Annotated in this window: 24 protein-coding genes and 1 tRNA gene; 13 read left to right on the top strand and 12 right to left on the bottom strand. The window is 62.1% G+C overall.

The annotated features are described in order from the left end of the window. The first annotated feature begins 69 nt into the window (after positions 1–69). The 3 genes from CCOS864_RS08370 (at position 70) to CCOS864_RS08360 (ending at position 2,100) form a co-directional block, all read left to right on the top strand. Complete coding sequence (locus CCOS864_RS08370) at positions 70–1,026, top strand: LysR family transcriptional regulator (protein ID WP_115085974.1); 957 nt, start codon at positions 70–72, stop codon at positions 1,024–1,026. Between the two features lie 56 nt (positions 1,027–1,082). Next, the gene (locus CCOS864_RS08365) at positions 1,083–1,544 is read left to right on the top strand and encodes a MarR family winged helix-turn-helix transcriptional regulator (protein ID WP_115085894.1); all 462 of its coding nucleotides are present in this window, start codon (positions 1,083–1,085) and stop codon (positions 1,542–1,544) included. A gap of 127 nt (positions 1,545–1,671) precedes the next feature. Further along, a complete protein-coding gene (locus CCOS864_RS08360; RefSeq protein WP_115085893.1) occupies positions 1,672–2,100 on the top strand; it encodes an organic hydroperoxide resistance protein in 429 nt (142 codons plus the stop codon). A 68-nt stretch (positions 2,101–2,168) separates the two neighbouring features. On the opposite strand, the gene CCOS864_RS08355 is transcribed toward CCOS864_RS08360, so the two are convergent. Then, the gene (locus CCOS864_RS08355) at positions 2,169–2,741 is read right to left on the bottom strand and encodes an elongation factor P (protein WP_038994110.1); all 573 of its coding nucleotides are present in this window, start codon (positions 2,739–2,741) and stop codon (positions 2,169–2,171) included. 48 nt (positions 2,742–2,789) lie between these two features. Beyond that, entirely contained in the window at positions 2,790–3,923 is a 1,134-nt protein-coding gene (gene earP / locus CCOS864_RS08350; protein WP_115085892.1) for an elongation factor P maturation arginine rhamnosyltransferase EarP, read from the bottom strand. Between the two features lie 122 nt (positions 3,924–4,045). Here earP and CCOS864_RS08345 point away from each other — a divergent pair, with 122 nt between their 5' ends. Together CCOS864_RS08345 and CCOS864_RS08340 are read left to right on the top strand one after the other, a co-directional pair. After that, positions 4,046–4,432, top strand: coding sequence for a hypothetical protein (locus CCOS864_RS08345; protein ID WP_115085891.1), 387 nt, complete (start codon positions 4,046–4,048; stop codon positions 4,430–4,432). A gap of 4 nt (positions 4,433–4,436) precedes the next feature. Further along, positions 4,437–4,919, top strand: coding sequence for a GreA/GreB family elongation factor (locus CCOS864_RS08340; RefSeq protein WP_115085890.1), 483 nt, complete (start codon positions 4,437–4,439; stop codon positions 4,917–4,919). A 135-nt stretch (positions 4,920–5,054) separates the two neighbouring features. Here CCOS864_RS08340 and CCOS864_RS08335 read toward each other — a convergent pair whose 3' ends face one another. Continuing rightward, positions 5,055–5,987, bottom strand: a complete 933-nt coding sequence (locus CCOS864_RS08335; RefSeq protein WP_115085889.1) for a LysR family transcriptional regulator — start codon at positions 5,985–5,987, stop codon at positions 5,055–5,057. A gap of 123 nt (positions 5,988–6,110) precedes the next feature. On the opposite strand from CCOS864_RS08335, the gene CCOS864_RS08330 reads away from it, so the two are divergent. Then, entirely contained in the window at positions 6,111–6,860 is a 750-nt protein-coding gene (locus CCOS864_RS08330) for a 3-oxoacyl-ACP reductase family protein (RefSeq protein WP_115085888.1), read from the top strand. Between the two features lie 6 nt (positions 6,861–6,866). Here CCOS864_RS08330 and CCOS864_RS08325 read toward each other — a convergent pair whose 3' ends face one another. Next, positions 6,867–7,754, bottom strand: a complete 888-nt coding sequence (locus CCOS864_RS08325; protein WP_115085887.1) for a LysR family transcriptional regulator — start codon at positions 7,752–7,754, stop codon at positions 6,867–6,869. Positions 7,755–7,860: 106 nt separating this feature from the next. Here CCOS864_RS08325 and CCOS864_RS08320 point away from each other — a divergent pair, with 106 nt between their 5' ends. Continuing rightward, positions 7,861–9,054 carry an MFS transporter gene (locus CCOS864_RS08320; protein WP_115085886.1) on the top strand — a complete coding sequence of 398 codons (1,194 nt, stop codon included), beginning with the start codon at positions 7,861–7,863 and terminating at the stop codon, positions 9,052–9,054. On the opposite strand, the gene CCOS864_RS08315 is transcribed toward CCOS864_RS08320, so the two are convergent. The 5 genes from CCOS864_RS08315 to CCOS864_RS08295 are packed head-to-tail and all read right to left on the bottom strand — an operon-like array spanning position 9,051 to position 15,380. Further along, the gene (locus CCOS864_RS08315; RefSeq protein WP_115085885.1) at positions 9,051–10,391 is read right to left on the bottom strand and encodes a TolC family outer membrane protein; all 1,341 of its coding nucleotides are present in this window, start codon (positions 10,389–10,391) and stop codon (positions 9,051–9,053) included. The two genes, CCOS864_RS08320 and CCOS864_RS08315, sit on opposite strands and share 4 nt — an antisense overlap. A gap of 12 nt (positions 10,392–10,403) precedes the next feature. Then, positions 10,404–11,702 carry an HlyD family type I secretion periplasmic adaptor subunit gene (locus CCOS864_RS08310; RefSeq protein ID WP_115085884.1) on the bottom strand — a complete coding sequence of 433 codons (1,299 nt, stop codon included), beginning with the start codon at positions 11,700–11,702 and terminating at the stop codon, positions 10,404–10,406. Next, positions 11,699–13,441, bottom strand: a complete 1,743-nt coding sequence (locus CCOS864_RS08305; RefSeq protein WP_115085883.1) for a type I secretion system permease/ATPase — start codon at positions 13,439–13,441, stop codon at positions 11,699–11,701. Before CCOS864_RS08305 ends, CCOS864_RS08310 begins: the two co-directional genes overlap by 4 nt. A gap of 49 nt (positions 13,442–13,490) precedes the next feature. Then, complete coding sequence (locus tag CCOS864_RS08300) at positions 13,491–13,865, bottom strand: AprI/Inh family metalloprotease inhibitor (protein WP_115085882.1); 375 nt, start codon at positions 13,863–13,865, stop codon at positions 13,491–13,493. Positions 13,866–13,916: 51 nt separating this feature from the next. Beyond that, entirely contained in the window at positions 13,917–15,380 is a 1,464-nt protein-coding gene (locus CCOS864_RS08295) for a serralysin family metalloprotease (RefSeq protein WP_115085881.1), read from the bottom strand. A 460-nt stretch (positions 15,381–15,840) separates the two neighbouring features. Here CCOS864_RS08295 and CCOS864_RS08290 point away from each other — a divergent pair, with 460 nt between their 5' ends. After that, on the top strand, positions 15,841–16,221 hold the full coding sequence (locus CCOS864_RS08290; protein ID WP_115085880.1) for a hypothetical protein: 381 nt from the start codon (positions 15,841–15,843) through the stop codon (positions 16,219–16,221). Positions 16,222–16,445: 224 nt separating this feature from the next. After that, positions 16,446–18,575: a TonB-dependent siderophore receptor gene (locus tag CCOS864_RS08285; protein ID WP_115085879.1), complete on the top strand. Its 2,130-nt coding sequence runs from the start codon at positions 16,446–16,448 to the stop codon at positions 18,573–18,575. 247 nt (positions 18,576–18,822) lie between these two features. Here CCOS864_RS08285 and CCOS864_RS08280 read toward each other — a convergent pair whose 3' ends face one another. Together CCOS864_RS08280 and CCOS864_RS08275 are read right to left on the bottom strand one after the other, a co-directional pair. Continuing rightward, positions 18,823–19,338, bottom strand: a complete 516-nt coding sequence (locus tag CCOS864_RS08280) for a DUF6630 family protein (RefSeq protein ID WP_115085878.1) — start codon at positions 19,336–19,338, stop codon at positions 18,823–18,825. 71 nt (positions 19,339–19,409) lie between these two features. Beyond that, positions 19,410–19,499 (bottom strand) — tRNA-Ser (locus tag CCOS864_RS08275). Between the two features lie 290 nt (positions 19,500–19,789). On the opposite strand from CCOS864_RS08275, the gene CCOS864_RS08270 reads away from it, so the two are divergent. The 3 genes from CCOS864_RS08270 to CCOS864_RS08260 all read left to right on the top strand — a co-directional run bounded on the left by CCOS864_RS08270 (position 19,790) and on the right by CCOS864_RS08260 (position 22,361). Then, positions 19,790–20,479, top strand: a complete 690-nt coding sequence (locus CCOS864_RS08270; RefSeq protein WP_115085877.1) for a crotonase/enoyl-CoA hydratase family protein — start codon at positions 19,790–19,792, stop codon at positions 20,477–20,479. A 122-nt stretch (positions 20,480–20,601) separates the two neighbouring features. Next, positions 20,602–21,324, top strand: a complete 723-nt coding sequence (locus CCOS864_RS08265; RefSeq protein WP_115085876.1) for a lysophospholipid acyltransferase family protein — start codon at positions 20,602–20,604, stop codon at positions 21,322–21,324. Between the two features lie 65 nt (positions 21,325–21,389). Continuing rightward, positions 21,390–22,361, top strand: coding sequence for a magnesium and cobalt transport protein CorA (locus CCOS864_RS08260; protein ID WP_115085875.1), 972 nt, complete (start codon positions 21,390–21,392; stop codon positions 22,359–22,361). A gap of 9 nt (positions 22,362–22,370) precedes the next feature. Here CCOS864_RS08260 and CCOS864_RS08255 read toward each other — a convergent pair whose 3' ends face one another. Further along, the gene (locus tag CCOS864_RS08255; protein WP_115085874.1) at positions 22,371–23,099 is read right to left on the bottom strand and encodes an amidotransferase; all 729 of its coding nucleotides are present in this window, start codon (positions 23,097–23,099) and stop codon (positions 22,371–22,373) included. 548 nt (positions 23,100–23,647) lie between these two features. Between CCOS864_RS08255 and CCOS864_RS08250 the strand changes: the two genes are divergently transcribed. Beyond that, positions 23,648–24,448: a cytochrome c gene (locus CCOS864_RS08250; protein ID WP_115085873.1), complete on the top strand. Its 801-nt coding sequence runs from the start codon at positions 23,648–23,650 to the stop codon at positions 24,446–24,448. Positions 24,449–24,450 lie beyond the last annotated feature (2 nt).

Here is a 24,450-nt window from a genome sequence, read left to right as displayed (position 1 = left end):
TGGCGCTAGCGGGGAAACGCACAGCAACGCACAATGGCTGTGCCATTTACGCAAAAGCAGATTCGCAGCATGAACCCCAATGCCCTGACCGAACAACTCAGCCTGTTTCTTGATGTTCTGGAAACCGGCAGCTTCTCCGCCACCGCCCGGCGTCATCCGTTGACGCCTTCGGCGGTGGCGCGGCGTATCGACACCCTGGAAAGCGCAGTCGGCAGCCGCCTGTTCGTGCGCAGCACCCATGCGGTACGGCCAACTCCGGCCGGCAATGCCTTTGCCGAACGCGCCCGACGGATCGTCGAAGAGCTGCGCCTGGCCCGCGCGGAAGCGGTATCGCTGAGCAACGCCCCGGAAGGCCTGATCCGCATCGACGCGCCGGCCGCGTTCGGTCGCCGCCACCTGGCCCCGGCCATCGCCGATTTTCTCGTAGCCTATCCCGGGCTGGACGTGCAATTGCGCCTGATCGACAGCTTTGTCGACCTGCACGGCTCGCACCTGGGCGAAGTCGACCTGGTGTTGCGCGCCGGCCCTCTGGCAGACACCCGCCTGGTCGCCACGCCATTGGCCTACATGGTCCGTATTGCCTGCGCCAGCCCCGCCTACCTGGCCCAGCGCGGCATTCCCGCCAGCCCGGCTGAATTGCCCGAACATGACGGCCTGGACTGGGACGGCCTGGCCCCGCCCTTCGCCTGGCGCTTCGCGGTCGACGGGCAAATGCGCCTGTACCGCCCGACGCGCATGCGCATGAGCGCCAACAATGCCGAAACCCTGCTGTTCGGCGCCCTCGCCGGCTTGGGTATCGCTCACCTGCCCACCTGGCTGATCAGCGAATACCTGCTGCGTGGGGAATTACTACCGCTATTCTGTGACAACGGCCTGCCCAGCGCCGAAAGCAGCGGTATCTATGCCCTGCGCCTGGAACATGAAACGAACTCTCGCAGCCGTTTGTTGCTCGAATTCCTCAAGAGCCGCTTCAGCCCGATTCCGCCCTGGGACCTGGCGCTGCAAAGCGAGCTGCGCTGGCAGTAAGTGCGCTAATGACCTGCGTGCTAAATTTAAAGGACTTAACGAAATAAAGGATGTGCATGAACGCCGACCCGAAAGCGCCTGTTCCCTGCGACGAACTGCTCCTGGATAACCAGGTGTGCTTTGCCCTGCACTCGACCTCGCTGCTGATGACCAAGGTCTACAAGCCACTGCTGCACAAGCTCGGGCTGACTTATCCACAGTACCTGGCGATGCTAGTGCTGTGGGAACAGGATGGTTTGACAGTCGGAGAGATCAGCCAGCGTCTGCTGACCGATCCAGGCTCGCTTACACCTTTGCTCAAACGCCTGGAAGCCGAAGGCCTGCTCAAGCGCACCCGCAGCCGCGAAGATGAGCGGGTAGTACTGGTGCAGTTGACCGAACAGGGTCACGCCCTGCAAGCCCGGGCAAAGGATGTACCGCACTGCATCCTCGCCGCTAGCGGCGAGAACCTCGAACGCCTGCAACAGCTGCAGGCCGACTTGCTGGCGCTGCGCGCCAACCTGCAAAAAAGCCTCTGAGCGCTATGCTGAGAAATGACCGTTCGTAGGTCGACCGAAAAATTATCTTGCGCACTAAATAATTGCGCGCTAATTTAATTTCCGTACCCACTCAGCGCCACGGCGCAACTCACAAGCGAGGCTCAACATGCAAAAGGTCACTCCGCTGTACATTGCTGAAGCCAAATCCACCGGTGGCCGCGACGGCGGTTCGCGTTCCAGCGACGGCAAGCTGGAAGTCAAGCTGAGCACCCCCAAGGAACTGGGCGGCGCGGGTGGTGACGGCACCAACCCCGAGCAGCTGTTTGCCGCCGGCTACTCGGCCTGCTTTATCGGCGCCCTGAAGTTCGTCGCCGGCCAGCAGAAAAAAGCCCTGCCCGCAGACAGCTCGATCACCGCCAAGGTTGGCATCGGCCAGATTCCGGGTGGTTTCGGCCTGGATATCGACCTGAACATCAACCTGCCAGGCCTGGAACAGGCTGAGGCGCAAACGCTGGTCGAAGCTGCCCACCAGGTCTGCCCGTACTCCAATGCCACCCGTGGCAACGTCGACGTGCGCCTGAATGTGACGGTTTGATCGACAAGTTCCAGGCATAAAAAAACCCGGCCAAGGCCGGGTTTTTCGATTTCGCAGGTACGCCAGGCTTAGACCTTGGCACGGCCCTTGTAGGAACCACCTTCGCGAGTATCGATTTCGATCCAGTCGCCGATTTCGATGAAGTCAGCAACGCTCAGCTCGGTACCGTTCTTCAGCTTGGCTGGCTTCATGACCTTGCCCGAAGTGTCGCCGCGAGCGGAACCTTCGGTGTAGTCAACCTGACGCACGATGGTGGTTGGCAGGTCAACCGAAACCAGGCGCTCTTCGAAGAACACTGCTTCGCAGACGTCTTCCATGCCTTCTTCGATGAACGGCAGAACGGCCTCGATGTCTTCGGCGTTCAGCTCGTACATGGTGTAGTCAGTGGTGTCCATGAACGTGTAGGTGTCGCCGTTGATGAACGACAGGGTCGCTTCTTTGCGATCCAGGATCACGTCGTCCAGCTTGTCGTCGGCCGAGTAGACGGTTTCAGTCTTGTAGCCGGTCAGCAGGTTCTTCAGCTTGGTCTTCATGATCGCGCTGTTACGGCCCGACTTGGTGAACTCAGCCTTCTGAACCAGCCATGGATCGTTGTCGATACGGATCACGGTACCGGGTTTCAGTTCTTTACCAGTTTTCATTGCGATATATCCGAATTTGGATGGATTTACAAAAATCGAGGCCGCATATCATAGCCAATTTCGGTAAAACTGTACCAGCGCCGCGGCAAGGTCCGGCTGAGCGGCCTGTACCGCGCTCCAGCGGCGGGCATGCCGGTCCAGTTCGTCCCAGTGCGCCAGCACCTGTTGCCAGGCCTGGCCCATGTCGCTGTCCATGTTCCAGGCTCGCCACAATTGCACCAGCGCAGCCCCCGCCGGGGCGGACAATTCCAGGATGTACAGGTCGAGAAACGCCTCGAGTTTTTCCCAGTGGGCGTATTCTTCCTGCACATAGATATGCCAGAGCAGCGGCCGTGCCGCCCACTGCGCACGGACGAAAGAATCTTCGCCACGCACCGCGTTGAAATCGCAGCACCAGAGCAGCCGGTCGTAATCGTCCTGGCTGACGAAGGGCAGGATCTGCACGGTCAGCGCACCGCGCCGGGCAATATTGCCCACGCTCAGCGCCTGTTCGCCAAGCCAGGCCTGAACGTCACCCAGCACGCGCCCTTCGGGTACCAACAGGTGGTTGGGGCGGCTGTCGGCGGCCAGCACGTCCAGCCAACTGGCCACGCCGGGGTTTTCGTAGGCGAACAGCGAAATCAGCCGGGCATTGTTTTCTGGCGTTACGCCCAGGCCCTGCAGAAATGCCTTGAGTGCAGCCGGGTCCTGCTGGAGCGCGTCGCGCTGTGACAGCAGGTTTGCCTCACGCAGCAAGCCGCCGGTTTTCGCGCTAAAGCCCGGAAAGAAAAACACCTTGCGCAAGCCATTGGCCTGGGGCGACGGCAAGCCATGGCAACCTTCGACCCAGTCTTCGGCGCTGAGGTAGTCCAGGTTCAGCCACAATGGCGCACGGGGTTGTTCGAGCATGGCCTGCACATAGGCAGGTGGCAGCTGACAGGCGAAAGCGCCAATCACCACATCGGCTACCGCCGTGTCCTGCCATTCAGATGGCCATTGGCGCACATCCACGCCCTGCTGCCATTGCTGGGCAACGTCGGCCTGGGCTTCGGGACAGATACGCACGAACGCCTTCAGGTCATCTACCCACAGGCGCACCGCCAGGCCCTGCTCAGCCACCAACTGCCGGGCCAGGCGCCAGGTCACGCCGATGTCGCCGTAGTTATCGACGACACAACAGAAGATGTCCCAGTGCGTTTTCATCGCTGGTCCCTTGGAAAAAGCGCCGATTGTCCGGGTAAATCATCGCAGACAAAAGCGTGGCACGAAAAAAACCCGTTGCACCATGCGACAATGGCTGCCCGTGTCCTGGCCAGGAGGCCATCATGCCCCGCCCTCGCGAATTGAAGATCACTCTAAAGCCGCTGCAACTGATCCTGTGCATTGCCCTGGGCCTGTGGCTTGGCGCTGTGGCCATTGCCCTGAGCCTGTGGCTTGCCGGGCGCCTGTTGCCAGCGACGCTGCAGCCGATCGGCCAGGTGCTTGCGCCGCCAGCCAATGCTCCGGCGTCCCCGGCGACGGCAGACCCGCAAAACCAGATGTTCGAACAATACAAACAAATCCTTCGTAACCAGGAAGTACAGCAGGCCGAAGAGCAGGCGCAAGGCAGCCTGCGCAACCTGTCCAACCCCAAGTGCCAGTTCTGGCTGCAACAGAACCGCACCGCGCCGACAGAAAAAAGCCGCGCCCTCGTTCTCGAATTCTGTAACTGAACCCATGACCAAAGCCGACCTGCTGCAACGCATCATCGACACACTGAGCTTTGACCTGGACGTCGCCCAGCGCGCGGCGCAAACCGCCTATGAGGCGGCCACCGCCGAAGAGAACATCGCCGAGAACAAGTACGACACCCTGGGCCTCGAAGCTTCGTACCTGGCCACCGGGCAAGCCCGGCGCATGGAGGAAATCCGCCAGGCGCGGGCGGCGTACCAGCAGTTGTTGCTGCGCGACTATGACCCGCAACGCGGCATTCAGGTCAGCAACCTGGTGACCCTCGAGGCTGAGAACGGCAGTTGCCAGCAGTTGTTCCTCGGCCCGGAAGGCGCGGGGCTGAAAATTGGCCAGGGCGAGCAACTGGTAACGGTGATCACCCCGCGCTCGCCACTGGGTCAGTGTTTGCTCGGCAAGGTTGAAGAGGATGAGGTCAGCCTGGTGCTTGGCGGGGTACCCCAGAATTACTCCATCCTCAAGGTTCTGTGATCAGGAAGGCTGCGCCTTCCATCGCTGGCAAGGCCAGCTCCCACAGGTTCGGCGTGCCCTGATCCAGTGTGGGGTCTGCAGGAGCCCTTACTGTGGGAGCCGGCCTTGCCGGCGATGGGCTGCACAGCAGCCCCCTCATAAAGCGCCCAACGCATCAAAGCGCTGCGCCAACCCCTGCCGGGCAAACTGCTCGATGACAAAATCGACAAACACCCGTGTCTTGCCCGGCAGCAACTTGTGTTCGGCGTAGTACAGCGAAATATTGCCGTCATCCACGTACCAGTCCGGCAACACCCGCAACAGCCGGCCGGCCTGCAGGTACGGCACGGCAAACGGCATGCTCACCAGCGCTACGCCCAGGCCCTGCTCCGCTGCCGCGCAGGCTGCCTCCGAATCACTCATGGTCATGCGCAAGCGCAGGTCCAACGGGCTCTGCTCTTGCTCGCGACTGGTCAGCGGCCAGGAGCGCACGCGCCCGGTCTGCGGTGAACGAATAAGAATGCCATCCAGCTCGTGCAAATCGGCAGGCTGGGTGATTGGCCGATGCTGCTGCAGATACGTCGGCGCCGCCACCAGAATCCGGTGCGCAGGGGTCAGCTTGCGCGCCACCACGCCCTGGGGCAGATCGAAGCCGCCACCAATGGCGGCATCGAAACCCTGGCCGATCAGGTCGACCTGACGGTTATCGAAATGCCAATCGGGGCTGATCGCCGGGTAGCGCCGCAAGAACTCGGCCAACAGCGGCACGACATACAGGCGACCGAACACCGTGCCCATGCTCACTTTCAGGGTGCCGGCCGGTTGCCCTTCGGCACTGGCCAGGTTAGCCACGGCATACTGGATGGTCTGGAAACTCGCCGCCACCTCTTCAAGAAAACGCTGCCCGGCCTCAGTCAGGGTCAGGCGTCGGGTGCTGCGCTGGAACAAGCGCACGCCCAGGCGCGCCTCCAGCCGCGCGACGTTCTTGCCCACCGCCGCCGGGGTCAGGCTCAGGCGCCGCGCCGCTTCGGCGAAGCTGCCGACTTCGGCGCTGCGGACAAAACACTCGATGCTGCTGAAGGATTCCATACCGTTGATTCCATACTTCTGGTTTACACAGACTATAGCGATTACTGGCTACCGACAGGGTAATCAGCGGCCGATACTGAAGCCCATCCAAGGCATCCGGCCTTGTTCTTTCGGGAGCACAGCATGTCGACCCAATCCAGCCTCCACGGCAAAGTAGCCCTGATCCAGGGCGGTTCCCGCGGTATCGGCGCGGCCATCGTCAAACGCCTGGCCGCCGAAGGCGCCAGTGTCGCCTTCACCTACGCCAACGCCACGGCCCAGGCCGAAGCCCTGCAGCAAAGCATCATCGCCGCCGGCGGCAAGGCCCTGGCCATCAAGGCCGACAGCGCCGATGCCAGCGCCGTGCAGCAGGCGGTGCAAAGCACTGCAGAAGCCTTCGGTGGCCTGGACATCCTGGTCAACAACGCCGGAGTACTGGCGGTGGGGCCGCTTGCGGAGTTCAGCCTGGAGGACTTCGACCGCACCCTGGCGGTGAACGTGCGCAGCGTCTTCGTTGCCACGCAAGCGGCCGCGCGGCACATGGGCCAGGGCGGGCGGATCATCAACATCGGCAGCACCAATGCCGAGCGCATGCCCTTCGCCGGCGGCGGCCCCTATGCCATGAGCAAGTCGGCGCTGGTTGGCCTGACCCGGGGCCTGGCCCGTGACCTGGGGCCACTGGGCATCACCATCAACAACGTCCAGCCTGGCCCGGTGGATACCGATATGAACCCGGCCCAGGGCGAGTTCGCCGAAAGCCTGATGGGCTTCATGGCGGTGGGTCGTTATGGCCACGTCGACGAAATCGCCAGCTTCGTCGCCTACCTGGCCGGCCCGGAGGCGGCCTACATTACCGGCGCCAGCCTGAGCATCGATGGCGGCTTTGCCGCCTGAGGCACGTCAATGACTGTCCCTGCCCGCCAGGCGCTGCTCAATCAACTGGACAAAGGCCTTGGCGGCCGGGGTCGGGTGCGTCGACCAGATCGCATACACGTGACGCACCGGCGCATCCTCGACCGCCACCGACACCACGCCGTTGAAGCAGCGGGCGATCCGCGCCGGCACCAGGCCAACCGCCAGGCCGCGCTTGGCGAACTTTTCCACCAGGCGAATATTGGTCACTTCAAACTGCACCCGATGGCGCACCCCTGCAGCGGCAAAGGCCTCGTCGGTTTGCCGGCGGGCGCCGCTACCAGCCGGGAAATCCACCAGCGGCTGCGCTTCGAGATCGGCCAGGGACACGCGCGCCGCGCCCGCCAACGGATGCTCGACGGCCATGACCGCCACCAGCTCTTCTTCGGCCAGCAGGCGGTACTCAACGCCCTCCAGCCGCTCGCCCGGCCAGACTCCGATAAATCCTACGTCCAGCCGCCGCTCGCGCACATCGGCAGTCAGCAATTCGCTCTTGGCCATCAGCCAGCGGATATCCACCGACGGGTGCTGAGCATGAAAATCGGCCAGCAGGTCGACCAGGTCCAACTCGGTCAGCGAGGTGATCTCGCCGATGGACAATTGCCCCCGCACTTCACCACAGGCCGCGGCAACATCTTCGGCAATTCGCCGGGTGGCCTCCAGTGCTGGCCGAGCGCTCTGCACGAAAGCTTCGCCAGCCGGCGTCAGGCGCACGCGCCGCGAACTGCGCTCGAACAGGCTGACGCCGAGGGTCTCTTCCAGCCGGGCAATCTGATGACTCAAGGCCGACTGCACCACATGGCAGCGTTCGGCGGCTCGGGTGAAGCTGCCGGTGTCGACCACCGCCAGGGCATACTCAATCTGCTTGAGGTTCATGGGTTGATCTATTTTCAAGATGGATAGAATGAAAACGATGCATTGGCGTCATGCTAGCGCATTTCCGATACTGTCACTTCCCAACTGCCACTGATCGAGACGGTCCATGACCTCTGCCACCCATTCCCTGAGCCGCGGCCTGATTCTGCTGATGGCGACCGCCACGGGCCTTGCCGTCGCCAGCAACTACTACGCACAACCCTTGCTGCACAGCATCGCCGAACATTTTGGCCTGACCACCGCCAGCGCCGGGGCCATCGTCATCGCTGCACAACTGAGCTATGGCGCCGGCCTGTTGCTGCTGGCACCACTGGGCGACCTGTTCGAACAACGCAAACTGATCGTCAGCATGATTGCCATCAGCACCCTGGGCCTGCTGATCAGCGCGTTTTCGCCAAACCTGGCGTGGCTGCTGATCGGTACCACCCTCACCGGCCTGTTCTCGGTAGTCGCCCAGGTGCTGGTGCCCATGGCTGCAGGCCTCAGCGAGCCGTCGCAACGAGGGCGGGTGGTTGGCACCCTGATGAGCGGATTGCTGCTGGGCATCCTGCTGGCGCGCACCGCCGCCGGGTTCATGGCCGAGCTCGGCAGCTGGCGCAGCATCTACCTGCTGGCAGCGGCACTGATGGGGCTGTCGGCGATCGCCTTGTTCCGCGCCCTGCCCGAGCGTCATCAGCATGCCGGGCTCAGCTATCCGGCGCTGCTCGGTTCGGTGTTCCGCCTGTTCGTGGACGAGCCGATCCTGCGCCTGCGCTCGTTGCTGGGCCTGTTGTCCTTCAGCCTGTTCGCCTTGTTCTGGACGCCGCTGGCCTTCCTGCTGTCAGTCGAGCCATACCACTACTCCGATGCGGTGATCGGCCTGTTCGGCCTGGCCGGCGCCGCCGGTGCCCTGGCGGCCAACTGGGCCGGGCGCCTGGCCGATCGGGGCAAAGGCCCGCTGGGTACCACGGTCGGTTTGCTGGCACTGCTGCTGTCGTGGGTGCCGCTGGCTTACGCCCAGTCTTCGCTGGCGGCATTGCTGATCGGCGTCCTGTTGCTCGACCTGGCAGTTCAACTGGTGCACGTGAGCAACCAGAACGCCGTGATTGTCCTGCGCCCGGAAGCCCGCAACCGCCTGAATGCCGGCTATATCACCTGCTATTTCATCGGCGGCGCCCTTGGCTCGCTGCTCGGTACGCAACTGTTCCAGCGTCATGGCTGGGACGGCATCGTCATCGCCGGCCTGAGCATCGGCGCCCTGGCCCTGCTGGTCTGGGGCCTGGCAGAACGCCAGCGCGTCTTGCGCCTGCGCACCGCCTAACGGCGGACGAACGCTTCATCGACCCGGGCCAGGTGCTCTTCGCGCAAGGTCCCGGCGTAGTAATGCAGTTTGATCCAGGCCAGCAGGTAGTCGTAGCGGGCCTGGGCCAGGTCGCGGCGGGTGGTCGCCAGTTGCTGCTCGGCATTGAGCACATCGAGGTTGACCCGTTCGCCACCGAGCACACTCTGGCGGGTCGATTGCACCAGCGCCTCGGCCGATGTCAGCGCCCGCTGATAGGCACGCAGGCGGCTGACGCCGGACTGACAGGCGTTGTACTGACGGCGCAGCTCGATCAGGGTTGTCCGGGTGTTGCCGTCCAGTTCGTACTCGGCCTGCTCCAGGTTGCGGCTGGCCTGACGGGTGGCCGCCGACACCCCGCCGCCGGCAAACAACGGCAGGCTGACTTCGATGCCGATGGTGTTGGTGTCGTAGCGCTGGTTGTAGGTGTTGCCACTGTCGGACTGCATTTGTCGCGACGTGGCGTAGGCCGTCACCTTGGGCAGATGCCCGGCGCGGTTGCGCTCCACTTCATACTCGGCCACTTCCAGGGCCTGACGCTGGGACGCCAGTTGCGGGTTGTTGGCCAGGGCCAGCTCATGCCAAGCCTCATAGGTCGCCGGTTGCAGCGTCAACAGGGCAAAACCGTCGTTGAGCGGCGCCAGTTCGTCGATGCGCGCTGATGGCTCGCCAATCAGCGCACCCAACTCGCGCAGGGCCGCATCCTGATCGTTGCGTGCCTGGATCTCCTCGGCGTCGGCCAGCTCAAAGCGGGCCTGGGCTTCGAGAATATCGGTACGGGTGCCCTCACCCTGCTGGAACAGTTGCTGGTTCTGCTGGAACTGCTGTTGATAGGCCTGCTTGCTGGCCACGCTGATGCTGATCTGGTCTTCGGCGAACAGCGCCTGGGTATAACTGGTCATCACCCGGACCAGCAGCTCCTGGCTTTTGCCACGAAACTCCTCATCGGCAAACAGCGCCTGGGCCACCCCCTTGCGGTAACTGGCATAGGCCTCGTAGTCGAGCAACGGCTGCTGGAGGATGAAGGTGGAACCGTAGCTGTTGTAGTGGCGGTCTTCATCCTCGCGCCGCGAATCGCCCAGATAGCGAGCCTTGGAGTCGTTGCGGCCCTTGTTGTAGTTGTACGACAGGCTCGGCAGCAAGCCGGCGCGGCCGATGGCGCGGTTTTCCTGCCCGGCTTCGCGGGCCTTGAGCGCACCGAGGAACACCGGGTCCTTGCGCAGCGCTTGTTCATACACCTGAAACGGTCCCATGGCCTGCGCGCCCGCCCCTGTTGTCAGGGCGAACGCCGCCAGCAGCCCGGTCATCAAGCTTTTCATGCACGGGCTTCCTTATTGTTCGGTCAACGCGGTGCCTGCCCGGTCGAGCAGGGGTTTGAACAGGTAATTGAGCATCGAGCGCTCGCCGGTACGCACGAACAGTTCGGCGGGCATGCCCGGTTTGATTACCAAGCCGTTGAGGCGCGCCAGTGCCTGTTCGCTGACCGTGCTGCGCAGGACGTAGTACGGCTGGCCGGTCTTGTCGTCGAGCAGCTGGTCGGCGGAAATCAGCGCCACCTCGCCCGCTACCCGCGGCGTGCTGCTCTGGTTGAAGGCGGTGAAGAGGATATCCACAGGCAGCTGCACCGCGACTTTATCCACAAGGTTGACCGGCAGGCGCCCTTCGACTTCCAGGGCAGTGCCCTGGGGGACCACCTCAAGCAAGGTTTCACCGGCGCGCACCACTGCGCCCTCGGTATGCACGCCGAGGTTGACCGCGATGCCGTCGGCCGGGGCAAGAATCTCGCTGTGCTGCAGGTCGAAACCAGCCGAGGTCAGTTGCTGCTCCAAGGTCACGCTTTTCAGTTGCGCCTCGGCCAGCTGGCTGCGCACCTCTTTCTGGTATTCCTCGCGGCGTTGCTGCAGGTTGAGCCGCGACTCGACGATGCCCTGCTCAAGCCGTGCGCTATCGCCGCTGTTCTGCGCCAGGTCACGCTGGACCTGGGACAACTGCCGCTGATACTCCAGCAAGCGGTTGCGCGGAATGTAACCCTGGCTGGCCAGCGGCTTGAGGTTCTCCAGTTGCTCACGCAATGAATCGGCCTGGGCCTGCAGGTCGCCACGGGCGCGGCGCATGCCGGCCAACTGGGCGACTGCACCGTCGATACTCGCGGTCAGCCCCGCCTGTTCGCGGGCCAGGGCATCACGGCGGCTGCTGAATAGCTGACGCTGGCTCTCCAACACCAGGCTCAACTGCGGGTCGGGATTGTTGCTGAGCTCGGCCGGGAAGACGATTTCGCCGAGGTTATCGCGCTCGCTCTGCCAGCGCGCCAGGCTGGCCCAGGCCAGTCGGTACTGGGCCTGCAGCGATTGCACATCGGCCTGGACCTGGGTCTGGTCGAGGCGAAACAGCGGCTGCCCCTGCTTAACAATCTGGCCTTCACTGACCAGGATGCGGCTGACCACGCCACCGGCCAGGGACTGCACCGCCTTGCGCTTGCCGGATACCACCACCGTGCCCTGCACGGCGATGCCTTGATCGAGCGGTGCCAGGGTTGCCCAGGCAATGAAACCGCCAAAGCCGACCAGGGTCAGCAGCCAGCCCAGTCGCACGTAAAAACGCGCGCCGCGGCCTTTATCTACCTGACTCATACGCCACCTCCGGTTGCCAACGCGGCATTGGCGGGTTGACGTTGGGCCTGTTCCTGGGCGCGGCTCAGGGCCTGCATCACGTCATGCGCCGGCCCAAAGGCCTGCATCCGCCCCTCGCTGAGCACCAGCAGCTTGTCGGCCTGGGCAAGGGCTGCCGAGCGGTGGGTGACCAGTACCACGGTGCGGCCCTGGGCTTTCATCTGCGCAATGGCGGTGGCCAGCGCCGCCTCGCCACTGGTGTCGAGGTTGGAATTGGGTTCGTCGAGCACGATCAGGCTCGGCCCGCCGTAGAGGGCTCGGGCCAGGGCGATGCGCTGTTTCTGCCCGCCGGACAGGTCGCCGCCGTCTTCGCCCAGACGCGTGTCATAGCCTTGCGGCAGGCGCAGGATCAGCTCATGCACGCCGGCCTGGCGCGCGGCCTCGACCACCTTGTGGCCATCCAGATCGGCAAACCGGGCAATGTTCTCGGCAATGCTGCCGCGCAGCAGTTCGATGTTCTGTGGCAGGTAACCGATATGCGGGCCCAGGGCCTCGCGATCCCAGCGGTGCAGGTCGGCGCCGTCCAGGCGCACGGTACCGCCCAGGGTCGGCCAGACGCCAACCAGCACCTTGGCCAGGGTCGACTTGCCCGAGCCGGAGGTTCCCAAAACGCCGAGCACTTCCCCGGCGCCAAGGTTGAAACTGATCTGCTGCAAGGTGGCCACACGCTTGCCGGGCGGCCCGGCGCTGACCTGCTCGAAACCCAGGCGCCCGCTTGGCGCCGGCAAGGCCATCGGTGCTGGCGGTTCAGGAAACTCGCGCAACAGACCATCGAGACGCTGATAGGCCATGTGCGCCCCGCTCCACTGCTTCCACACCGCAATCAACTGATCGATCGGGCTAAGTACCCGCCCCATGAGGATAGAGCCGGCGATCATCATGCCCGGGGTCATCTGCCCCTCGATCACCAGCAAGGCGCCCAGCCCCAGCACCAGCGATTGCAGGCACAGGCGCAGCGACTTGCTGACCGCGGTGATCACTGCCGACGTATCGCTGGCCTGGTTCTGCAAGGTCAGAAAGCGCGAATGCAAGGCGAACCAGCGCTGGCGCAAGGCACCGAGCATGCCCATGGCCTGGATGCTCTCGGCGTTGTGCAACTGGCTGCTGGCCAGGTGTGTGGACTGCTGCTGGAAACCGCTGGCTTCGACCAGCGGCTTGTGGGTCAGGCGTTCGTTGAGCACCGCCAGGGCAATCAACAGCAACGCCCCGGCACAGGCCATGACGCCCAGCCAGACGTTGAACAGAAAAATCACCGCCAGATAAATCGGAAACCAGGGCGCGTCAAAGAAGGCGAACAACGCCGGGCCGGTGACAAATTGCCTCACCTGGGTCAGGTCGTTAAGTGCTTGCCCTGCCTGGCCATCGCCCTGACGCAAGTTGCGCTCGAAGGCGGCCCGGTACACGTTCAGGTTGAAGCCCTGTTCCAGCTGGTTGCCAACACGGATAACAATGAAACTGCGGATTGCTTCCAGCGCACCAATAAACACAAAGAAACCGACCACCATCAAGGTCAGCATCCACAGGGTTGTTTCGTTTTGCGAAGAAAGTACCCGATCATACACTTGCAGCATATAAATCGAGGGCACCAGCATGAGGAGATTAATCAACGCGGTAAAACAACCCACACTCAGAAGCGTGGACTTGTGATCTGCCAGTGCTGCCCACAAGGGCGCACCGGCCTTATTAGTCGGCCTGTTCATTGTCCGCCTTTCTATCCCTGAAAAATCGGCAATTGCCTACAAGGTTTTATTATTTATTCTTACGTTCCAATAACAGTGTCTTTCCGCTCGCTGAAGTCCATTTGAAGATACCGGGCTTATAACGGTTGAAGTGCACCAATGCAGTGCCGCTGCCGCCCATCAAGGCCAGGGTATCGGGAGTCGGCAGCCAGCCGCCGGGACGCGCGCCGATCAGCCCTTCCACGCAATCCAGATCGCCGTGCAAGGTTTGCGTTTCTTCCAGGTGCAGCTCGCAACCCGCTGCCGGATCTGCTTCGGGGTAAAGCGTCCATTCACCGGCCAGTTGCGCAGGAGTGGGGAGTATCAGGCTGCTTGCCATACCGACCTCGGTCATCAACATCAGGGGAATCGCGCCGAGCGCGATCATTCGCTTGAAAGCCATCATCTGCCCGCCTCAGAAAAAGCGGCGCATGAGCGCCGCCCTTTCAGGTTGCTATCAGACCACGATATCCGTGGCGACTGCCTGACCTACAGTAGTCACCAGGAAATCAGACAGGCTGTTGCCGGTGAAGTCGATCGACAGGCTACCGAGGTTGCTTGCCTGATCGAAGCTCAGTACCGCCTCGCCGGCATGCCCGGTAAAGGCATCAACGAACTGCAGCGGCAGCTTGTTGACAGCAAAGGCCGAGATGGCCGACAGATCGATCTTGTCCTGACCGCTGACAAAATCCATGATCCGGTCGGGATTGCTCGGGGTCGAATCGCTGCTGGCAGCGAAGACGAAGGTGTCGGAACCGGCACCACCCCAGAGTTTGTCGCCACCACCGGCGCCGTAGATGATGTCGTTGCCGGCACCACCCTTGAGCTCGTTGGCCACGGCGTTGCCGATCAGCAGGTCATTGCCCGAACCGCCGATGGCGTTCTCGACAATCGCGCCCTTGGCAATGGAAATGTTGCCAATCATGCCGCCAACGTCGGAGAACGACGCGTCATTGAGGTTGATCTTCTGGTTTTGGGTAAAACCGGAGAAGTCCAGGGTATCGTTGCCGCCACCGTCCCACACCGAGAAGACGATTTTCGACGAGGCCGAGGTGGCCGAGTAGAAATCGCGGTCGGCGGTGGAGTTGAAGCCGTATACGGTATCGCCGGAGCGGGTCGCGTAGTTGGCACCGTAGAGTTTCTGGATCGCCGCGATGTCATCCATCAGTGGCGCCGAGGAGTACACCTGCACGCCGCCCTTGGTGAAGTTCTGGCTGGTGTTGCTCTCGCCCCAGTAGCTCATGACGCTGTAGCCACGGGTATCCTGGCCGTAGGTTGCATCGGCGTAGGTTGGGTAGCCTTCCCCGGCGTTGTAGTCGCCCGGGTGGGACAGACCGAGCACGTGGCCGATCTCGTGGGTCAGGGTCTGGCGGCCGTAGTTGCCGTTCTCCGGGTTGACGTTGGCCTGGTACTGGTTGTTGATCAGGTACCAGGATTCACCCTTGTGCGAACCCGGGCGGTCGAACGGCAGATAGGCAAATGCCGCGCCACCGGTGCTGCCGTCGCTGTAGTTGCCGAAGGTCATGTGACCGTCGCCGCCTGACGCACCTTCCTTGAAGGTCACCTTGGCCACGTCTGCCCAGGACTGCATGGACAGTTTGGCCTGAGCCTTCTGCTGGCCGGAAAAGGCGCTGAACGAGCCCAGTTCCTGACTGTCGAAGCCAACAGGTGCCTTGGTCAGGAAGGTATAGGTCAGGTTGATGGTGCCGTCCTTGTTCAGGTCCTTCCAGGCGGCGCCATCGCGCAGCAACTGGGTAGCGGCCTGGTCGACCGAGAACGAAGGTTTGCCATTGACTGTCGCACTGCCGCCGCGATCATATTGATGGCCGAAACTATTGATCAGGCTGTAAGCGGAACTTGCACCGTGCGGTTGCAATACAGAGCCAGCTGAAACAATAGCGCTTTCTTTGACTTTCGACATACAGACACTTCCTTGTTTACAAAAAAGCAGTTGTTGTCCGACAGGACGCTCCCGCGGCGAGATCGTCCCATCACTCGCCTGAATGAGGCGGGGAAAAACTGACACACCAGGAATTGAACTGTCCAGCTTTTTTTGACGCCAATTTTCAATAACACTACTTGTTTATTGTCCTACAATTCAGAAGCCTTGATTTAGCGCCCTCCGCAACAATTTGCGCAAACGGTGATATATCGAGCCCAACTAAAATCGCGCCCATAGACGAAAATCGACCGAGCAGCTTTAGTTGAGAAACCGAACTTTAATTATAAGAATGCGACATTCCGTTATCCTTCAGCGGATCTACGTCTTTACTTTTTTGCGACAACTCGGCGGTGACCCTCCGTCGCCTGGCCATTGACTTGTGCCGAACCCTGGCGCTGAGTAGGGATTGGTCAATAGCCCTTTCAACCTGGACGCCACTATGACAAGACTCACGGTTCAATCCGGCGATTTCTTGCAAGGTGAAGGCGAGTACCGCAACGGATCGCTCACACTCAAGACCGCCCGCAGCCCTTCACCCGGCGAGAAGATCGCCCTTACCCGCATTTCCGATCTGATCGTTGCCAATCAGGAATCCAGTCGCAGCCTCAGCAGTGCGCTTGGCTGGGGCATGGCCGGCGCCCTGGTGGCGGGTCCGGTCGGACTGATCGCCGGCCTCTGGCTAGGTGGCAAGGAAGAAGAGGTGACCTTCCTGGCCACGTTCAAAGATGGTCGCAAGCTGATGGCCATCACCGACAAGAAGACCTGGTCGAAAATCGACGGCAACTGGCGGCGACACGCCCAGACGGCGGCGAACGGGTGAATCCGCGCCGCCCTCGCTCGTACAGAGCAGTAGAAGCCGATTGAAAACAGGGGCACCGCCAGCCGGTCGCCCCTGCTAAGATTGCGCCCCCGCCTGCCCGGCGCAATACCGGGCGGGTTACCAGTGCCCGGGCTAGTCCCCCTCTACCCATCGGGCAAAAAGCCCTATCGGACAGCAGCCGATCAATAACGGCGCGTCCGCGTTCGCCTTCAAGGAGCTCCTGCATGACCTTGCCCCGCCCTCGCCTGTCCCTGCACCTGCTCGGCCTGAGCCTGGCAATGCCGGCCTTGCACAGCCTGGCCCAGGACAGCATCACCCTGGCGCCGGTGCAGGTATCGGAGGCCTACAGCGAGGGCTATCAGGCCCGGGAAGCCGCGGTCGGCGGCTGGCAGCCAGCGCCGCTCCTGGATACTCCGGCATCGATTGCAGTGTTCAGCGAGCAATTGCTGGCTGATCGTCAGGTGCGCAAGCTCAGCGAAGTGCTGCAAAGCGATGCCTCGGTGGGCGAAAGCTACGCACCGATCGGCTACTACGAGAACTTCAATGTACGCGGCTTTGAACTCAATGCCGCCAGCAGCTACAAGATCAACGGCCAGACCATCGCCGGTGAGCAGAACGTGGCACTGGAGAACAAGCAGCAGGTCGAGTTGCTCAAGGGCCTCTCGGGCTTGCAGAGCGGCGTGTCGGAACCGGGCGGGCTGATCAACTACGTGACCAAGCGCCCGGAGGATGTGCGCACGGTCACGGTGTCGAGCAACGAGCAGGGTGAACGCTACATTGCGACCGACCTGGGCGGCTGGTTCGGCAGCGAACGCCAGTTCGGCCTGCGCGCCAACCTGGCCCACGAAGACATCCGCTCCTACGTCGATCACGCTGACGGCAAGCGCGACTTCGCGTCCCTGGCCTTCGACTGGCAAATCAACCCCGATGCGGTGCTGCAACTGGATGCCGAGTACCAGCAGCGTGAACAGCGTTCGGTGCCGGGCTATCAGTTGCTGGGTGGCAACAGCCTGCCCCACGGCATCGACCCGCATGACCGCCTGGCCTACCAGCACTGGGCCAACCCGGTAACGATCGACTCGCTGAACCTTGGCGGGCGCTTCGAGTATCGCTTCAGCGACAACTGGACGGGCAGCGTCAGTGCTTCGCGCAGCAAGGTGGTGATCGATGACTACAGTTCGTTTGCCTGGGGCTCCAGCGAAGGCGCCTACTTCAGCGAGGCAGGCGACTATGACATCTACGACTACCGCAGCCCTGACGATACCCGCCGCACAGATGAGGCACAGGGGGCGCTCAATGGCCGCTTCGATACCCTGGGCATGGGGCATGAGCTGACCATCGGCGCCAGCGCCCAGCGCCGTACGCTCGACCAGCGCCCTTACTTCAACGAGTGGATCGGCAGCGGCAACATCTATCAACAAACGCCGGCGCTGGAGCCGTCCGAGAAGACCCCGGGCCACAGCACCCGCAGGCTCGACAGCCGCCAGTATGGGATATTCGCCAGCGACCGGATCAGCTTCAACGAACAATGGCAGACCGTGCTGGGCGCGCGCCTGGTGCGTCTGGATGAGAAGACCTTTGCCGAAGATGGCAGCCCAGGCCGCCATACCCGCGACTATCAACTGCTGCCCAATGCCGCGCTGATCTACAAGCCGCGCCCGGATATCTCCCTGTACACCAGCTATAGCAAGGGCCTGTCATCCGGTGGCACGGCGCCGTGGTTCGCCACAAACACTGCCGAGATTCTTGCGCCGACCCTGTCCCACCAACTGGAAGTCGGCATCAAGCGCGACTGGCAACGCCTGAGCCTGAGCGCAGCCTTGTTCCAGCTGCGTCAGGCCTACCAGTATTCGCAACCTGACGGCGCAGGCAACTTCACTTATGTACAGCAAGGCCAGCAAAAGAACATCGGCCTGGAACTGGGCGCCAGCGGTTGGCTCACCTCCAACCTGCAGATCAATGCCAGCGCTGCGGCAATCCGTGCACGGGTCAAGAACAGCGGCACGGCTGACTACGAAGACCATCAGGCGCTGAACGTGCCGAATTTTCGCGCCGCCATTCAGGCCGACTACAGCCTGCCGATCCCGGGCCTGGCCCTGCTCGGAGGCGCCCGCTACAGCGCCAGCAAATACGCCAACCAGGCCGGTACGGTGGAGGTCGGCAGCTATGCGGTTGTCGATCTGGGGAGCCGCTACAGCACCAAGGTTGGCGGCTATGACACGGTGCTGCGGCTGATGGTGGATAACGTCTTCGACAAGCGCTACTGGCGCGATGCCGGCGAGTATCTGGGGGATGGTTATCTGTTTCAGGGGGCGCCACGGACAGCGCGGGTTTCGGCTTCTGTGAGTTTCTGAGGCCCTCATCGCGGGTCTGTGGGAGCTGGACTTGCCAGCGATCGAGCGCGAAGCGGTCGCAACTCAGGCAACACCGGGCGCGCTGACTGCCCTGGCGCCATCGCTGGCAAGCCAGCTCCCACAATGAATCTGCGTACGCCGCCGGACCTGTGGGAGCTGCGCGAAGCGGTCGTAGTCCAGGCAGCACCTGATGTGCTGACTGCACTGACCTCATCGCTGGCAAGCCAGCTCCCACCAAGCACCGCCGTCAGAATGGTTCGCTACCCTCGCGAATTTCCACTTCCAGCACCTCACCCAACGCAACCAGCTGCGCCGCCACGTCCCTGGTGGTGATGAAGCCACTGTAGCAGTCACTGTCGGTGGACCAGTTCCACAGCACCAGGCCCTGCTTGTGCAGTTCGTCGTGGGCCGTGACCATCAGCTCGGGCACCGTGGTGTCGTCGAGGAAGTCTTCATCCTCCGCATCTTCAACACCGAAGGTAACCTCGGCATCACGCGCCTCGGCCAACTGCCGCACGCTCTGCACAAACGACTCGGTGTCCTTCCAGTCGACGAAATACACCGATTCCCAGTCAGCCACATCCTTGACGATCCACATCAACTGCTGCGGGTCGTCCTCGAACTCTTCGACCTCATCTTCATCCAGCTCGATTTCGCGCAGCGCCTGAATGTGCTGGCGGGTCATCTCGGCCGATGGGCTGATCAGGGCCAACAACTGCTCGGCGGCGAGAATCTGCTGCTTGCTGAATACTTCTTTGAGCATCTGAAACATCCTTTTTCATGGGCAAAACAAAAAGCCCCCGGCCTTGTTCAGGTCGGGGGCTTTTCTAGATGTGGCGGTGAAGAAGGGATTCGAACCCTTGATACAGTTTCCTGTATACACACTTTCCAGGCGTGCTCCTTCAGCCACTCGGACACTTCACCGGTTCTCGCCAAGCAGTTCAGCCTGTCGAGGCGCGCTAATGTAGTCGAAAGAGGTTCTGATGGCAAAGGTTTTTTTCAGAATATTCATGCGCTTAAGCCATTTAATCAAAAAACCCCGGCACAGAGGGCAAAGCCGCCATTCTCTGGCGTGCTTTGGCAGCCCGGATTAACGCACTCCCGTCAGGACGAGCAAGCGGACCTGCAAGCTGACCGGTCAGTCAGTCACAGCGCTTTACCTCGGGCACTTGCCTGAGTAACGTCTGCCCCACTCCCCCTTAAGGAACCCTGTCATGAGTGAGCTGATTACCTACCACCTCGAAGACGGCATTGCGACCCTGACCCTGAACAACGGCAAGGTCAACGCTATCTCGCCCGACGTCATCAAGGCCTTCAATGCCGCCCTCGACCAGGCCGCGCAGGACCGCGCGGTGGTAATCATCACCGGCCAGCCGGGCATTCTCTCCGGCGGCTACGACCTGAAGGTCATGACCGCAGGCCCGAAAGAAGCCGTCAGCCTGGTCACCGCAGGCTCCACCCTGGCCCGACGCATGCTCTCGCACCCGTTCCCGGTCATCGTTGCCTGCCCGGGCCACGCGGTGGCCAAAGGCGCATTCCTGCTGCTCTCGGCCGACTACCGCATCGGCGTCGAAGGCCCGTTCAGCATTGGCCTCAATGAAGTGCAGATCGGCATGACCATGCACCACGCCGGCATCGAACTGGCCCGCGATCGCCTGCGCCGCTCGGCGTTCCACCGTTCGGTGATCAATGCCGAGATGTTCGACCCGGCCAGCGCCGTCGACGCCGGTTTCCTCGACAAGGTAGTGCCGGTCGAACAGCTGCAGGAAGCTGCGCTGACAGCGGCCCGCCAGTTGAAGAAGATCAACATGAACGCCCACAAGCACACCAAGCTCAAAGTGCGCAAAGCGCTGCTCGACATCCTCGACGACGCCATCATCCGCGACCAGGAACACCTGGGCTGACCCCCTACCAAGGCCTGATTGCAACTATTTGTGTAATCAGGCCTACACCGCCCCAATGAGCGTTTGCCGATAGAAGTGCACACCCGTACACTGCGCCGCGTTTGCCTGGTGTGAGTCGTACGATGCTTTTTATTATCCGCATGTTCCTGTTGGGGCTGCATTTTCTCCTGGCCGGTGTTCTCGGTGTGCTGGTTGGCTTGTGCCGACCGTTCAACCCGGACAACAGCCGAATCTGTGCACGCCTTTATGGGCTGCCCGCCACCTGGCTGATGCGCCTCGAGATCAAGGCCGAGGTCGGCCCACTGTTCGATCAGCCGCCGGGCTGCGTGATCATCGCCAACCACCAGTCCAACTACGACCTGTTCGTGCTGGGTCATGTGGTGCCGCGGCGCACCGTGTGCATCGGCAAAAAGAGCCTGAAATGGGTCCCCCTGTTCGGCCAGTTGTTCTGGCTGGGCGGCAACGTGCTGGTCGACCGCGGCAACGCCTACCAGGCGCGCCGGGCAATGCAGACCACCACCCGCACCCTGAGCGAAGACGACACCTCGATCTGGGTGTTCCCCGAAGGCACGCGCAATGCCGGCGAGCACCTGATCACCTTCAAGAAGGGGGCCTTCCACATGGCCGTCGAGGCGGGTGTGCCGATCGTGCCGGTGTGCGTCAGCCGCTATGCCAGCCGTCTTAAGCTCAACGGCTGGCGTCGCAGCAAGGTGATCATCCGTTCGCTGGCGCCGATCGCCACCAGCGGCCTGACCCAGCAGGATGTGCCGGCCCTGGCCGAGCAGTGCCGCCTGCAGATGCAACACTGCATCGATCGCATGGAAGGTGAACTGGCCCAGGCGTGAACGGTTGCCGAATCGTGCCGGTCAGACCAAGCTACTGGCACGGTTAACAGAAGAAGTGGACAACCATGGGTCGAGTCGTTGCGGCGGCGGTGTACAGCGCCGGCAGAAAAGTCACCAATATCAGCCTCGATGAAGGCAGCCAATGGGCAAGCAAACCCGGTCATTTCGTCTGGATCGGCCTGGAAGAGCCCAACGCCCAGGAGCTGGCCAACCTGCAGCGCCAGTTCAACCTGCATGAACTGGCCATCGAGGACGCGCTGGAAAAGCACAGCCGGCCCAAGCTCGAGACCTTCGGCGACGCCCTGTTCATCGTCACCTACTCGCCGGTGCGCCACGAAGGCAAACTGGAGTTCATCGAAACCCATATCTTCGCCGGCAATGGCTACATCATCACCGCGCGTAACGGTCACTCGAAATCCTATGCCCTGGTGCGCCAGCGCTGCGAAGCGCGGCCGCTGCTGCTCGAACACGGTGAGGACTTCGTGCTCTACGCCCTGCTCGACTTCGTCACCGAGAACTACCAACCGGTCAGCGAAGCCATTCATGGCGAGATCGAGGAGCTGGAGCAAAGCGTGCTCAGCGGTTCGCTCAAGGAAGAGGACATCCAGCGCATCCACAGCCTGCGCCGCGACATCCTGCGCCTGCGCCGCTACGTGGCACCGATGGTCGAGGTCAGCGAAGAGCTGCAGCGCCTGACCTTCCCCTTCATCGACAAGAACATGCGCCCGTATTTTCGCGATGTGCAGATCCACGTCACCCGACAGATGGAAGACCTGGCCGGGATTCGCGATATCGCCAGCCAGACCATCGAGATCGGCATGTTGCTGGAGTCGTCACGCCAGAGCATCGTGCAGCGCAAGTTCGCCGCCTGGGCGGCGATCCTGGCATTTCCCACGGCGGTGGCGGGGATCTACGGGATGAACTTCCAGAACATGCCGGAACTGACCTGGCATTACGGCTACTTTGCCGTGCTGGGCGGGATCGCCGTGGGCTGCACGGCGCTGTATGCCAGCTTCAAGCGCTCCGGCTGGCTGTAACGGCAGGCCTCAGGCCGAGCTGCCCTGAGGTTTGTGCGCCACAAAGCGCATCATCCATTCGGCCACCGTGCTGCCCTGGTGCTCGTGCGCCAGGCTGTCGATGCCCTTGCGGTACACCTCCTGGCCAAGGTTGTGCTGGCGCAGCTCGAGCAGCGCCCGCGAATAGTCGTGAATGAATTCCGGGTGGCCCTGGAAGCACAGCACCTGGTCACCGATGTGATAGGCCGCGTTGGGACAGAAATCGCTGGAGGCAATCACCGTGGCGTTTTCCGGCAAGCGGGTGACCTGGTCCTGATGGCTGATCAGCAGGGTCAGTTCTTCAACCTGTGGGCTCATCCACGGTGCCTTGGCGTTCATCACATAACGGTGGGTACCCACCCCCCAGCCCTGGTGCGCGCGCTCGCTCTTGCCGCCCAGCAGCAGCGCCAGCAACTGATGACCAAAACAAACGCCGAGTAATTTGTCGCCACGCTGGTAGCGCTCCAACAGGAACGTCTTGAGCTTCTGAATCCACGGATCATCACCGAACGAGTCGGCCTTGCTGCCAGTGACCAGGTAGGCATCGAACACCTGGTCATCATCGGGGTACTCGTCGTTCAACACGTTGTAGACGCGAAACTCGGCGGCGATTGGCTGGCGGCTGAACAGCTGCTCGAACATCCGTCCGTAGCCCTGATACTGCTCGACCAGCTCCGGTCGCAGGACGTCGGTTTCCAGGATGCAGATGCGTAGCGACATATAAATAGTCCTGAACGACAAAGGCGGGATTGCCCCGTAAAGCCTGCCCCGAATAAGGCGCGCAGGCAAGTATGATGCTCGGACGAACGGTCATCAGTTGTGGATCCACTTGCTGATGTGCTGCAAGCGTCTAGCAAGGGGAATGCTGCAGGATGGCCAAAGGCCTCATAGCCAAAACAACTTGTAACTGAATAAGTACAGATTAAAGCGTTCTAAAACACGGGTGACGTTGACCCTAAGGTTAGCTGTATACCCATTAGCAACGGTTCGCGTCTTAATGCTTCGCTGCGTCAAATCATGTTCGCCAGATCAATGACAAGGAAGCCTCTGGGCACTCAGGAATAACAACAAAAAGGCGGTCAGCCATGTTCAAACAACACAAAGTACGTCAAGCCGGGCTCATTCTTTTCGCCACCACGCTGCTGTTGATCCTGCCGAACCTTTCACGCCTGTTCGGCTGAGCGACATGCCCTCCTCCCATGGTTTGTGCCTGGCACAAGCCGGTTGTGTGCAGGTAATCTGCCGACCTTGATGGTTGGAGACTGCCCATGCGCCATTGCCTTACCTTGCTGCTTGCCCTGCTCTGCCTGCCCCTGCAGGCGGCGCAACTGACCCTGGACCTGGGCACTGGCAGCCGTCAATGGCAAAGCGCCGAGTTACTCAGACACCCGCTGGCGCAGGACATTCAGATCGACAACGATGTTTCCTACAAAAGGACCATGCATTACCGCGCAGTGCCGCTGGCTGCCTTGCTGCAGGGTGTCCAGGCTGAGGATCACCTGCAAGCGGTAGCGCTGGATGGCTTCGCCGCCGAGATGCCGGCCGCGCCTTTGCTCCAGGACGGTCCCGCCCGGGCCTGGCTGGCCATTGAAGACCCCGCACAGCCCTGGCCACCACTGGCCAAGGGCAAACCCGGCGCCGGGCCCTTCTATCTGGTCTGGAGTAACCCGCAAGCCGGGCGCATCAGCCCCGAGCAGTGGCCTTTCCAGGTTGCCAGCATTCGCCGCCTGGCCGCAGTAGCCGAGCGCTTCCCGGCCATGCGCCCGGCGCCCGGCCTGGCGGCCAATGACCCGATCAGTCAAGGCTTTGCCGTGTTCCAGAAGAACTGCCTGGCCTGCCATCGCCTCAACGGCGCCGGTGACGCCCAGTTCGGACCGGACCTGAACCTGCCGCACAACCCGACCGAGTACTTCCAGGCCGATTTTCTCCAGCGCTATATCCGTGACCCGCAAAGCCTGCGCCAGTGGCCCCAGGCGAAGATGCCCGGGTTTACCGAAGCGGTCATCAGCGACGGCGAGCTGGACGCGCTGCTTGCGTACCTGAGCCACATGGCCACGCGCAAACCCTGAGG

The sequence above is a fragment of the Pseudomonas wadenswilerensis genome, from assembly GCF_900497695.1.
In the GTDB taxonomy this organism is placed as follows: domain Bacteria; phylum Pseudomonadota; class Gammaproteobacteria; order Pseudomonadales; family Pseudomonadaceae; genus Aquipseudomonas; species Aquipseudomonas wadenswilerensis.
This window is presented reverse-complemented; position numbering and strand designations above follow the sequence as displayed.